The 13,107-nt window shown below is 45.6% G+C and carries 11 protein-coding genes; 6 read left to right on the top strand and 5 right to left on the bottom strand.

Annotated features, from left to right (window positions below; all coding sequences use genetic code 11):
- Positions 1 to 3: 3 nt before the first annotated feature.
- Positions 4 to 717: an FAD-dependent thymidylate synthase gene (thyX, locus tag AC5YCE_RS08990; protein ID WP_496171792.1), complete on the bottom strand. Its 714-nt coding sequence runs from the start codon at positions 715 to 717 to the stop codon at positions 4 to 6.
- A 137-nt stretch (positions 718 to 854) separates the two neighbouring features.
- On the opposite strand from thyX, the gene AC5YCE_RS08985 reads away from it, so the two are divergent.
- The 3 genes from AC5YCE_RS08985 (at position 855) to AC5YCE_RS08975 (ending at position 7,168) form a co-directional block, all read left to right on the top strand.
- The gene (locus tag AC5YCE_RS08985; protein ID WP_496171791.1) at positions 855 to 5,882 is read left to right on the top strand and encodes a carbohydrate binding domain-containing protein; all 5,028 of its coding nucleotides are present in this window, start codon (positions 855 to 857) and stop codon (positions 5,880 to 5,882) included.
- A gap of 81 nt (positions 5,883 to 5,963) precedes the next feature.
- Entirely contained in the window at positions 5,964 to 6,290 is a 327-nt protein-coding gene (locus AC5YCE_RS08980; RefSeq protein WP_496171790.1) for a hypothetical protein, read from the top strand.
- A 305-nt stretch (positions 6,291 to 6,595) separates the two neighbouring features.
- The gene (locus AC5YCE_RS08975; protein ID WP_496171789.1) at positions 6,596 to 7,168 is read left to right on the top strand and encodes a hypothetical protein; all 573 of its coding nucleotides are present in this window, start codon (positions 6,596 to 6,598) and stop codon (positions 7,166 to 7,168) included.
- A gap of 37 nt (positions 7,169 to 7,205) precedes the next feature.
- Here the strand turns inward: AC5YCE_RS08975 and AC5YCE_RS08970 are convergent, their stop codons facing one another.
- Together AC5YCE_RS08970 and AC5YCE_RS08965 are read right to left on the bottom strand one after the other, a co-directional pair.
- The gene (locus AC5YCE_RS08970) at positions 7,206 to 7,751 is read right to left on the bottom strand and encodes a DUF4376 domain-containing protein (protein WP_496171788.1); all 546 of its coding nucleotides are present in this window, start codon (positions 7,749 to 7,751) and stop codon (positions 7,206 to 7,208) included.
- 10 nt (positions 7,752 to 7,761) lie between these two features.
- Positions 7,762 to 10,017, bottom strand: coding sequence for a pyocin knob domain-containing protein (locus AC5YCE_RS08965; RefSeq protein ID WP_496171787.1), 2,256 nt, complete (start codon positions 10,015 to 10,017; stop codon positions 7,762 to 7,764).
- A gap of 99 nt (positions 10,018 to 10,116) precedes the next feature.
- Between AC5YCE_RS08965 and AC5YCE_RS08960 the strand changes: the two genes are divergently transcribed.
- Genes AC5YCE_RS08960 through AC5YCE_RS08950 form a run of 3 tightly spaced genes read left to right on the top strand, consistent with a single transcriptional unit; the run spans position 10,117 to position 12,047 of the window.
- Positions 10,117 to 10,953 (top strand): hypothetical protein, encoded by an 837-nt coding sequence (locus AC5YCE_RS08960; protein ID WP_496171786.1) that lies wholly within the window; start codon positions 10,117 to 10,119, stop codon positions 10,951 to 10,953.
- 55 nt (positions 10,954 to 11,008) lie between these two features.
- Positions 11,009 to 11,542: an N-acetylmuramoyl-L-alanine amidase gene (locus AC5YCE_RS08955; RefSeq protein WP_496171785.1), complete on the top strand. Its 534-nt coding sequence runs from the start codon at positions 11,009 to 11,011 to the stop codon at positions 11,540 to 11,542.
- Entirely contained in the window at positions 11,529 to 12,047 is a 519-nt protein-coding gene (locus AC5YCE_RS08950) for a hypothetical protein (RefSeq protein WP_496171784.1), read from the top strand. Before AC5YCE_RS08955 ends, AC5YCE_RS08950 begins: the two co-directional genes overlap by 14 nt.
- Positions 12,048 to 12,060: 13 nt before the next feature.
- Here AC5YCE_RS08950 and AC5YCE_RS08945 read toward each other — a convergent pair whose 3' ends face one another.
- Positions 12,061 to 12,399 carry a hypothetical protein gene (locus tag AC5YCE_RS08945; RefSeq protein ID WP_496171783.1) on the bottom strand — a complete coding sequence of 113 codons (339 nt, stop codon included), beginning with the start codon at positions 12,397 to 12,399 and terminating at the stop codon, positions 12,061 to 12,063.
- Entirely contained in the window at positions 12,396 to 13,046 is a 651-nt protein-coding gene (locus AC5YCE_RS08940; RefSeq protein WP_496171782.1) for an Nmad5 family putative nucleotide modification protein, read from the bottom strand. Before AC5YCE_RS08940 ends, AC5YCE_RS08945 begins: the two co-directional genes overlap by 4 nt.
- Positions 13,047 to 13,107 lie beyond the last annotated feature (61 nt).

Below are 13,107 nucleotides of genomic sequence, written 5' to 3'. Positions count from 1 at the left end.
AAATTAATTAAAAGTGAGGGCATTCCAAGACACTGGATACAGTGGCTCGATAATGTTTTTAACTTGTTCCGCTAATTGCTGAATCTCTACTTGAGCGTGGGAGTCGCTACGTTTGTTGTAGAAGTTTGCAAAAGCCAAGAGGTTCCCTGTCCAAATCCAATTAACAAGTACGCCTTGTGGGAGGATGAATCGTGATTGCTCCGGACAAACGCCGTCAGCAATCATTGCTTCATAAGTACGGATTGCATCCATACAACGAACTTCGTAGATCTCTAACCATTTGTCAGAGCCTTGATGCACTAAGCCTGAGCCCTGTTTAATTGAGCCTTCGGGTTTTGCGCGGAAGTGGTCCGGGATATACAACTCAGGACGGCTTGAGATATAGCGACGAGATTCCTCGTTCTCTACCATGCCGATCTTGTGTTTGAAACTTTGGGTACGAATAGGTACAGGGGCAGCCATGCGGAGTGTGATAGCTGTGTGTGCAAACGGAGTCCAGTGAACTGCGGTTGACGAGATTTCGCCGAGGATGTCCTCAGCTTCTTCGAGAGTGTTTGTTCCTTTGGAGATAGTCTCTAAGAGACCTTTGTAGTCTTTAGAACTACGTCCACGTGCAAGATAGCGAATTAATGAAGCATTGGCTTCATCAGTAAATAGCTCAGCCACTTTGTCGAATGAGACACGTGCAGCGTTCACTACCGACATATCGTTCCCCATATGGTCGATATATTCTGCAATTTGTTTAGACATCTTTGTTCCTTTGAAAAGCCGTTTCAGGGGGCGGAGGCCCCCGATTATGTTGTCAATCCTTTGCCGTATTAGAATCTCGGCTTTACTTGGTAGGAGCTAATCCCATGGATGGGAATACATCTGAAAATACGCAAGTACCTACGTACGTACGTACTCTTGCAGAGGATTTTCAAAAACTTAACTCTACCGTTGCCCAAAATACGCAAGAAATCGGAATCCTTCGACAATCCTTGCAGGGCGAGGTCGGTAGTTTAAGTACTAATGACGCAAGTTTGCAAACTCTTATTGAGAGTCACGGTACGTCTTTGACTCAAGAACAACTCGTCAGAGCAAAACTTGTACAAGGCGTTGTGGATGAAGTAGCTGACTTAAGAAGTCAACACTCAAAAGACCATGCTCAAGTGATAGGTCTTATCGAGGAACATCATGGTAGTACCTCTCAGGAGTTTGCAACTCAAAGCGCATCACTAGATGTTGAGCGAAGCGAGCGCATCGCAGGTGATGAAGCTTTGGTTGCAAAGCTGAACGAAACAGACCAACAAAACAGTTGGTACTTTAATGCAACTATGGCGGCTGTTGGGGATCATACCCAAGCGTTAGATGATACGACTTGGGACTCAACAGAATGGACGTTCGATAATGATGACTACACTATCGGATGGTCGATCCTATCTGCAGCACAACAATGGGAACTTGAATTAGGTTCATACATTGCGGAAGCAGAGAAGGCTATTAACACAAAACTCCGCACGCTTGAATCTGTTGTAATCCAAGCAGCACAGGATTCCTCCCAGGCTCTTGAGAACACTGACGTTTCTACCTTAGTGGATTCACTATTAGGGCAGGTAGGTGTTGATGCATTGGATGCTGAGTTGTGGGGGAGATTCACTGAGGTTGAGGATGGGATTGAACGAGAACGCAGAGAACGAGCGGAGCAAGTACGTCTTGAAGCGACCTACCACTCACAGCGTCTTTTGGAGGAGACTCAGAAACTAAGCGAGCAGTTACTCGCTGAATCAGCTGAACGTACAGATGCGTTTGCAGAGGTTGCACACCGTACAGCTCAACTCCTTGAGTTAGAGGCACAGGATCGTGTCGCGCTTATTGAGGAAGAAGCACAACGACTACTTACGGCGATTAATGGTGTTGCATTAACTGCGTCAGAAGCGCTTGAAGCCAAGACAAATGAACTCAGCGTTGCCTACGATAAAAAGGTTACAGACGTTCGGGATGAACTACGTCTGCAGTTTCAACAACTTCAAGACGGGGTGACGATTGATATTGAGGAGCTTCGTACATCTGACGCAAACATCATCACAAGTCTGAACGCTTTCAAGGTATCGACTGGTGATAATTTCGCTGTCGTCAGTAACCAAGTACAGGTGGTGACAAATGCACATGCATCGACTGCGTCCACTGTGGTAGGTCTATCTGTTTCCTTTGCTGAGTTGCATGACGTAGCCGACAAACTGACAGCTGACGTTGCAACACTCACAGAGGTAGTTGCAGACAGTGACTCTGCTTTAGCTGAACGTATTGATACTGTTTCTACTGGTTTAGGTGAAACCACTGCAAAGGTCAACACTGTATCGACAGCACTATCCGAGCTTGACTCTGCTACAGCGACTCGCTTTGAGGAGGTAGGTACTGATCTTGATGGTTTAGGTACTGCAGTTGCTAATGCACAAAGCGTGGCTGACTCTGCCGTGACTGCGAATACAGCACAGGCGAACGAGCTTAACTCTGTCAAAGCCACTCTTGCAAACAAGGCAGATGCCTTAGCTGTATCAAACCTTGAAGCTGTCGTTAATAGCAATGAACAGGCAATGTCTAGCCGTCTTGACTCACTTGCAGCGTCGATCACAGACATCGGTGAAGGTGCTGAGACGAATGTGGATGTGAATGCATTCAATGCATTGAAAGCAGAGGTGACGAATACACGAGGAGTTGTCACAGGTCATACAACCGATTTGAACAATTTGAAAGGTTCAATGACGAATGCCCAAGCAGGTCTTGATGCTAACAATGAAGCGATCAGTGGACTGGATACTAAGGTAACTCAGCATGGTCAGGACATTCAAAGCCAAGCTACAGATATTGCATCTGTAAAAGCGGGGCTTACTCAAACCAATGACAAGGTAAATACTAAGGCTGATGCTACGGCACTCAACACAACCAACACAAATGTTGCAAACATTGATGGTCGTACGACTGCGAACACAGACTCGTTGAATACATTATCAGGACGAGTGACTGCTACTGAGAATGGTCTAAGTAAAAAGGCTGATAGCTCTGCTTTGCAGAACATCTACACCAAGACAGAGAGTGACGCTAAATCTACTGAGATCGCATCAGGCGAACTGTCAAAATACAAGGCCTCCTTAAAACTTGGTGGGGATAACTTACTCATCAACTCCAATTTTACTAATGGAATGACTGGTTGGAGTTCTTGGGAGAACTCTACAGCGTCATCACGCACAATCATTACAAAGTTCAGACGGCAGTTTCTCCACCTCAAAGGTTTAAACACAGCATATTTTAAGGGGGTGTTGACATCTATTGGTTTAGATGTGGCTCGGGGTGAGAGTCTAACATTATCATTTTTGGCCTACTCTGATGTGGTAGGTCAAGTTGCGTCAGTGTTGATTCACCAGACTGCCGTCGCGGATGGTAATGACCCACAGAAGTACTTCGCAACGCCAGTGCTGACCCATGAACCTAAGCGGTACAGTTTTACTTGGCAAGTACCTACAGATAAAGACAAGACCTCGTTCACTTTCATGTTCGGAGGGGCGTACGGTACGCTTTATGACATCTGTTTTACTGAGGTCATGGTGCAGGTTGGTAATGTTGCTACAGGGTGGGTTCCTAGTAATGTTGGGATATTGAAAGATGTAACTGCAAATGCTCAGGCAATCTCAACTACGAACGCAAAGGTTACAGAGGTTGATGGTGTTGTAAAAACTCAAGTCCAACGTCTTGATCAGATGTTTGCTGAGCTTGAGGAGATTGATACGTTAGCAGGTACAGCACTTAAAAACGCGGCAACAGCTCAGACCACCGCTAATACTGCAGTTACTAAGGCGGACGCGAATGCCAGTCAAATTACTGGACTGGCTTCACGGATGGCTACTGCAGAGGGGAACATCAACAAGAAAGCAGATGCTTCGATTCTTGCAGGTTACTACACCTCTGCGAAAGCAGATGAAGTAATTGCAGGGGAGCTGTCTGAGTTCAAGTCTAGCCTTGTGATTGGAGGTAATAACCTTGTAACGAACTCCTTTAAGAATTTCCGTGTAGGAAGTGTTGGACAACCAACGCAAGTAGTCACCTCCATCTTAAGCGATGGAAGTGTTCAGATTAAGCCTACTAACACTCCCCTAGAGAGTACGTACTTTACTAGCTGGTGGGGGAGCACTACAGGCTTTGGGCCAGTGTTCCAAGAGATTAAGGACAGTGAGGACATCACTATATCTCTGTGGTTTCGTGCCGTAGATCCTACGAATTTACCTAGGTTTCTACCAAGTTTCTACTTGACTTCGGGTATGTCGTACGTGCAGTTACAAGGCGACATCTCAGCTTTAGCTAACGGCAAGGAAGTTGCATTCACGCAGACACGTAAGTGGTTCCCAGGTACTACGTCTATCTTACCTCACTTGAGTATTGCAGCAGGTTCGGTTGGGGGAGGCCTGATCCTATCCAAGTGGAAGATTGAACGTGGTTCTATCGCTACAGGGTGGTCAGAGTCTAATGAGGAAGTTCAGGCGCGAACTGTGGCGACAGCAACAGCTCTTGCAGATCGCTACACAAAAGTTGATGCAGATAGTGCAATTGCTGTAGCAGCTAACTCATTGAAAGCTCAGTTAGACAACACCCTTGCCACATATGATCAAACGATTGATACATGGGTAGAGCGTAACAAGGTTGAAGCGGCAATGGTTGAGTCTCTTGCTGCAGAACTTGTTCCCCACATGGCGGGTAATACCGAACTCTTTGCTGACATTGAAATCAATGCAGGTTATCAAGGTGTGGTGACTGCTTTGGCTGATGCTAACGCTACAACTGCTATGCGTGTGGATCAGTTTGAAGCTAAGTACGGCGGTGCTCTTGCGACTATCGAAACAACTGAGTTAGCTATTGCGGATCTTGAGAAGTCTGTAACTCAGCAATTGACCGTACTTGAGTCATCTTTTAGTGAGGTAGTGGAGGGCACTCTCCAACCGGCTGTGGATGATCTAACAGGTAAGTTGAATCAAACCAATGCAAAGCTTACTAATGACTACATCACCAAGACTGATGCGACTAAGGCAATTGCAAATGCAACTACCACGTTGAAATCAGAGGTGACTACCTCCCTGAGTAACATCCGTTTGGATTCTGTGTCTATCCCGGATACTCGGAACGATAACCAAAACCCACAATGGTATTGGACTCACTACTCGTATCGAGAAGTTACGGAGTTTAAGTACGTAAATACTGTTGGGCTGACATCTGCACTGATTGGTAACACCTACGGCGTACTGACAACCACTGTTCAGTGGAATGACTCATCAGGTGGTCCAATTAGACAGGTTATGCGTGGTGGTGCAGAGAATCAGGTTTATGTACGTAAGTCTGCCACTCTTGAAACGTGGGGGCCTTGGACTGCATTAGGTGCTTCCCTTGCGGTAAAGATTACTGAGCAGTCAGAGGTTGTTGACGGTATCCGAGGGATGAAGACAGTAACCATTGATAACAACGGTGTCCTGTCAGGGTATGGTTTGGTATCTGACCTTGTAGCAGGTAAGGTGACTTCTGCTTTTGGTGTAAATGCAGATCAGTTCTATGTTGGTTCACCAAGTACAGGTAAGAAAGTCTTCTCTGTAGTAAACGGTCAGACAGTTATTAATGATGCAATCGTAGGTAACTTGTCTGCTAACAAGATTACTACTGGAACAATGCACGGTGATAGAATCACAGCCGGAACAATTAAAGCCGATCATTTAAGTGCTGCAGCTATTGACGCTGTTAGCGTTAAAGCAAGGAATTTCTCTCTGACTGCAGCAGATGGATCTAAGCAAGTTCAGAATGGGATGCTAACCACGTTCTACCACCCTAATGGGCGCGTAGCTATTCGTATTGGAACATGGTGATAAGGAGGTCACATGCCAACAGGTATTGAAGTTTTCAGCTCTTCTGGGGAGTTATTGTTTAGTACAAACACTACTGGAATTATGGTTTTACACACAGTCATTGATGCTCATCCAGTGGTGCTATCGACAGCTAACTGTACGACTGCAGCCTCTGGGGAGTATGTGCATACGATATTTGAGTACAACATTACCCCCCCTGCGGGGGTCCCAACTCTGGGGCTAAATAACACTATCGCATTTCTCAGGGAAATACGTAAAGATCCTGCGAGTAATGCAACGCCCAACGTATACCCTGGGGAGGTGGTAGATAACAAGGTGCGAATTCCGTTTAGTGGTAGCATTGCAAAGCTACCTGCGATTGCAGAGAGTTATTCACACTCCCTTACAGTTGTTTGGATTGCGTCATGACTACAGGTATTGAAGCATACAGTGTTGACGGTACACTGTTGTTGTCTTCTCAGTTGAAGCCTCAGGGATTTCACTACCGTTTTAGCCATGATGCTTCTCGACTTGATTTAGGTGATTCATACACCCAAACAGGGTACACAACATTAAGGCCAGGTACTTCGGGATCCCCACCAAAATTGAGGAGGCGTGAGGTTTTTGGTGGGTTGAGTGATGCTGCTATTGCTTCTTACCCACAGTTCCGGCCTGATGTGAAATCAGATGGTGACGGAGATGGGCATAACCACCATGTTGTGTATGATGGTGGTATGGCTTGGGTTTGTGTTCCCTCAGGAATCTTTATGTCTGCATCACGTAAGGATGGTTATGGTTATACCGTGGGCACACAAACAAACGTATACCCGACAGCAAGTATGATTGTCACTGGCAGTCAGAAGAATTTGCCCGAAGGTTATTTGACACAGTACTCGCCTGTAGATGGTTCGGTGATATGGACTATTTCAGAGTACTTTAGACATCCTAATGTTCAGTACATCTGGCAGAAGCCTCGTGGTTCTACGACAGATGAGGATATTCGGAACAACCGTAACCGTGAAGCGTCCTATTATGTGTACAACACTTATCCGAAGTACGATGCCTTTGTGACTAACTACAGGCAGGTGTACAAGTCTAAGGATGGGCACCCTCTTTACGTTTGTATGACAATGGGTGTTGCTATGAATGGGTGTGGACCTGCATACGCATGGAACGCTGATGGAACTGAACTAACAGTCCAGTATGAAGGGGAGGCATCTTATGCTCACGCTTACTCTACGGTTACTCACGTTGTTTTGAATGTACCTATTGCATCATTCCCTAGTGTGAAGTTGGATTATTACTAAAGCAAAAAGAAAGCCCCTCACTTGAGGGGCTTTTTGTCTAGAGGATTACTGCGTCTACCTCTGAGTTTGTGAGTGCTTGGTCGATGAGCTGTCTAGCTAACCGGCCTCGTTCATGAGTACTGGTAACGTGCATTGCTAATGCTCCGCCCAGTGCCAGTAGATCCTCGGACGTTAGATCCATAGTTGTATCATCTGCCAATGTCCAAGTGATCGGTTGACCCATGACTACTGCAGCAAGGATCCGTGTCTGTGAGATCTGATCTGAGTCGAACTTCTTGTTCTTGAACATAAAACCACTGAACTCAATGATGTTACGTTGTAACTTAATCTGATCCCACTTTACTTGCTGGGCTTCATGTAGTGGCCGTGAATCTACCCACTTTTTCACAGCATAATCGAACTGGTGATAGCTCGATGGTCGTGAACCAATATCAACCCATTCAGTTCCATTCCAGGAGTCCGTGCTCCGTGGTGGGGGTAGGTGGACTACGGTATGTCCTGTTGGTACTTGGGTTAAGACTTCTTCGGGAGTACCTGACAATGTGCCAGTGTACTTACCATCTTGGTTTACTAAGTATTGCATTGATAATCCTTTATCGAACTGCGATTACATAAATACCGAACGCTGAGTTCGGACGGTTTTCATTTGCTGTTGGTACTTGACGAGATGCATCAAGGTTAAGCAAGAAACGATCTTGGTTTGACGTACCGTTAGGGCTACCTACGGTCTGCCAGTTAGAACGATACATGATGCCGTTATCTGCTGCCGAAGAAAAACTCCACTCACTCGTATGACCGATTTTAGCTGTAAAATTTCGAATAGCATCGCCAAGCATTGTACCGCTTGGGCTGTACCCATCACCACGAAGTACTGGTGACTTCAACGAAGCCTCAAAACGACCATTTAAGTCAGGCAAGCGGAACGTTGCTGCATCTGTTGGGTGGATTGCAAAAGCACTTCGTTTCAGTGGATCGGCTACCCAATCTGCGTCTGTAACACTAATCAAGTTACCTGCATTGACTAATTCCCATAGCTTAGGGAACGTGGTTTTAAGTACCCACTGACCGTCTAGGGATGCAAGACCTGCAGGAATTTTCTCTCTGTTGTACATACCCCAAGATACTGCGCCTGTTGGTACTCCCGGAGCGAGGTCTGTAAGCTCGTCTTTGTAGACAAGTTCACGCCAAGCTGACCAACCGCCGTTATAGAAGCCACGTACAAAGTTTCGGGTACTTTGTCCCGTGTAATTAGTGAGTTTTTGAACAACCCCTGCAGTCTTCGTCACTGACATAGTGAACGAGAACCCATTCGGGGTATTCAACATAGTTCTCACATTTGCATCTGAATCGCTGTAGTATTCCCCAACAGCCACGTAGTTGTTGAGGTCTGCGTTTTCACCGATACGTTGAGGTCGTAGATTAGTTGCAGCGCCATAGAAGTTAGGCGCTGTCACGCCCGAAGTGTTTATGGTTGCAACATTTGTACCTTGTCCGTTCTTGAACTGGAATAACCCTGCATACGAAGTAAAGTTCATACGATCTTTACCATTACCGCCTAGATCAATGTGGTGATACGTAGTAGTCGGAGAGCCGATGATCCCTGAACGTGTGACGATGTCACCTGCTGACTCTAACGCGCTTACCTCAAGCTTACCGTCGGATCTAAGTTGTAACTGACCAGTGTTTGCATACTTCAATCGGTAGTAAGCATAGGTTTGGTCGTCATACACGGTATGCGTCCAATCACCTCCAGTATGTGTCGGAGGATGGATCGTCAGCTTATGGTACTCTGTGTCCTTAGCGCCATTTGTTGAACCAATATCAAGTGATTTAGCTAGGTGCATCTCACCGATACTGGAAACCTCTGCGACAACCAATGGTGTAGTTCCCTGGCTTGGCATAGTCTCAAACGTCCAACCATACCCGCCTTGATCCTCAATAACATTACGAAGACCCCAAGTGGTCACATACTTACCTTTAGGGGCAGTAATGGTTCCCTTAACACCGTTACCTGTACTCAGTGCAGTAGCCATATAGGTCTGCCAAGAGCTATAGGATTCGTTGTACCAAGAGATGCCTGAGGCTTGGTTGTTCATCTTGTTGATCTGGATATTTTTAGCCGATAAAGCACCTGTGATTGTCCCACCAGTTTCAGTGATTAGACGTTCCCATGGTTTTTCAAAGCCATGCTGATCACGAGAGGATCTGTAAAACAGTCCGCCGTTCCCATAGTTTGCATAGAGCTGTAATGCGGTGGTCGAGGATGTATCGCACTTGAAGTGTGTAACAAGTGCGGTGTCCTCTGAACGCGTCATACGGTACACACCTGAATTGGCATTCCATGCAGGCCCCTCAGCAGATGTAACATCTGAGACAGGGCCATCAGCTTTGAATGCTTTTGAGTCTCGAATGGTAATGTCCTTACTACCATCGAAAGCTACACCATTAATTAACCGTGCGGTACGAAGTTTATCCACTTGAGCAAGATTGCCCCAAGCTCCCCAAGTACCGTTAATAGATACACGCATTTGAGCGTAGAACGGAGGCACATCTCCAAAGGCTTCCTGTAGGATCCAACTCCCGGAGTTAGTTACCTTAAGGAATCCATAGTTACCCACAAGAGGTGGACCATTCTTTCCAGTGCTCATACCGAACATAGCAAAGTATGTACCTGCCTTGGTTAAGGTGTTGAAGTCTGTCTGAGCGTTAGGGATACGAGTAGTTACGGCAGAGAGTGTACTGTCGTAAAGTTCAGTGAAGTTTTCATTAGTCTTAATGAAGGCTGTCTTGTATGTGTCGCCTCCAATACCCATTGGCCCATTGCCAAAGGTGATTGTTTGCTTAGGCATAATTTCCTCCTTGAAATTAAGCCGGTAATGTTAGGTGTTATCAGGATTTAGTACCAAATTTGGTTAGCTGTATCATTGTCAGATTGTCATGGAGGATATATGGCTAGATTAGTAGTTAAGTTTGGTGCAGCACCAAACGATAAGACAGGTGACTCAGCTCGTACCGGAGCACAGAAGATCAACTCAACATTTGTAGAGTTGTACAGCTTCATGTCAGGTGGGGAGAGTACAGACGTATTACCTGTGGCGCTTCCTGTATCACGAGGAGGTACAGGTTCATCAACTATGGAAGGTGCTCGCCGTAATCTTGGGTTAGGTGAAGCAGCTGTACGAGAGGTAGGTACTGCCGAGAACGATATTATGGTGATCGGTACGTGTGGTTTTGGGACAGACCTTTCACCACTCGGTTTAGACGTTGATGGACGTACAGCAGAGGACTACAAGTCCGGTGAATTGTTTTATGCAAACATGGATGATGTGTCTGCAATTACATTGGCAACACGTACAGCATCAACTAAGGGTCAGGTAGGGTTACAGGGGATTGGTCGAGTTAGTGACTTGGTTTTACGAGAATCCAAGGAACAAGGCTTTACTCGTTGGTATAAACAATTTGGTGAAACCAATAGCACAGTGACAGTGAATGGGAACATCAAAGCGTGTGATAACTCTGCTCGTGTGACTTGGCAGACTTGTACCACACAGCATGGTGAAGTACTGGAGTTTTTGCGGGAGGGTGTGGGTATTTATACCATCTCCGCTGCTGTCTTAGAGACAACTCGATGGACAAAGGAAGTACCACTGGATGCAGACGATGTACCAATGTTCCAAGTGAAGTTTGAATCATTGGGTTCAGCCTTAAGAATCTTGACGACCAAGGATGGTCAACCGTTTGAGATTCCTCAAGATTTATGGATTGATGTTCATCTTAAAACTTAATTACGTACGTACGTGCGTGCTGTGTTAGGATTCGCACAACTACAAGGAGGTAGTTATGGCGATTATTACAGTTACAGCGGGTCACAATGATCGTGATCCGGGTGCGGTAAATGGAGACCGTACAGAGGCGGATATTGTTGTTGAGTGTCGAAACATGGTCGTTTCGTACTTGAAAACATTTGGATTAATTACTCGTACTGATGGTACAGGTAAATCGAACCTACCGCTTACAACTGCAATCCAGTTAGCAAAAGGTGCTCACTTGGCTGTGGAGTTCCATTGCAATGCGTCAGATAACGGATCAGCTCGTGGAGTTGAAGTGTTATCAGGTACAGAGCATAAGGAGATCGCGCAAAAAATTGCAGGTGCAATTAAGGGAGTACTTGGTATTCCGTTGCGTGGTGATAAGGGATGGAAATCTGAGGGGAGTGGTCAACACTCACGTTTAGGGTTTGTATCTAAGGGAAATGGCTTGATCGTAGAGTTATTCTTCATCTCTAACTTTGCAGAGCTTGCATTGTGGGATGCGAAGAAATGGCTAGTTGCTAAGGCAATTGCTGAGGTGATTCGAGATCATGTTGCTAGTTAATGCTTTAGGGGCTTTAGGGAATGTTGCAGTTAAAGGATGGCGTTGGATTTGGGAGCACAAGTTTGAATGTTTGAGCTTAGTGTTGAGCCTTGTGATTTGTGGTTTGGTTTTGTATGCCGACCATTTAAGTCGTAAGACTGTAGAACAGATAGCAAAACATGATCAGTATGTACTTGATCAGTTGCTTGCAAAGGAGAGAACAACAGCTGCTTGGAATGAGCGGTTGTTAATTGCAGAGAAGGAGTATGATGAGAAAGTTAAAGCTTTGGAGCGTAGTAACGCTCAGCTCAATACTAGCGTTGACAGGATGTCAGTCGCATTATCAGAAGCCAAGCGGAAGTATGTCTACGCTTCCGAAGAAGCCCGAACAGAGTACGCCGATGCCCTTGATACCGTATCAGGACAGTGCATCGCAAGATATAGCGGGTTGGCGAAACTTGCTGATGGACACGCAAATGATGCGAAATTGATGGCAGACTCTTGGCCCATAGTAAAGCCCCCTTAATTGGGGGCTTTGTTCATTCTACAGTCAGTCCGAGATATACCAGATTGATTACAAATGCGCTTGGAGTTGCTGGGTTCTTTTTAATGCATTCATCCACCGCAATGATGAACGCCTTATGTACTTTACCTGTTTTTGATGTAAAGAACATTCGACCAGTTCCGCCCTGGAAGGAGTACACAGCCATCCAAGTATGGTTAACTTTCTCCACACGTAAGGCTGAGTAGATCAGCATAAATACTGAGGTGATGCCCCAAAGCCATATTGGTAAGTAAAACCCTACGAATGCGGTGTACCCTACACTGATAGTGAATATGGTAAAGGCAATAATTAAAGGTTGAATACCTCGGATCATGCTGCCACCTTTGTAGGTAAACCAAATTCATCATTAAGTGACTGCGTATCAAGAGCCATCACTGGGTACTGTGGTTTGGTAAGCTCAGGGATAGGTTCCCAATTTTTCACAAGTTCACGTACCTCAGGCCAAGCTTCATAGAGTTTCTCGAATGTGCGAAAGTCTTCTAGGAATGTCTCCATACGTTCAGCACAGTGTTGACGTTCTTCATACTCAAGTAGGTATGCTCGTGTTGCCTCAGCATGTTTAGCAACAAGGGTAGCGTTCACAGCTAAGCGGTAGATTGTATCGGCACTTAGTCTAGGTAATGCTTTAGGTAAGTCAACACTTAGCACGTAATCAGTGGATCCATATACTTTAGACCCATTATCGTTAGCGGAGTAGTGCTTTTTAACTATGCTGAATGGTTTATCATCAATAGCTCGAAAGTTGATACGTGTTACGGTGTTTAACCAACCCTCAGGGAGTTCGTTCATCTGCTTGAGCATACCTTTGTGGGCTTGATAGTAGATTTCTAAGCCTACAGCTTGAACCTCTTTCCATAGCTTAACTACGGCAGCGTCATGCTTATGTCCCGCAATTTTGTGTGCCATACCAAAGCGGTCTTCTTTCTTGATTACTGCTTTAAGTGGGTTACGTTTACGCATGGATTTGTCCTTTTCGTTAAATAAAAGAAAGCCCCTTTCGGGGCATAGTGTCAGCAGTATC

The sequence above is a fragment of the Acinetobacter sp. CY79 genome (genome assembly GCF_059515845.1).
Note: the sequence above shows the minus strand (reverse complement) of the source record. Positions and strands in the feature narration are given on the sequence as shown.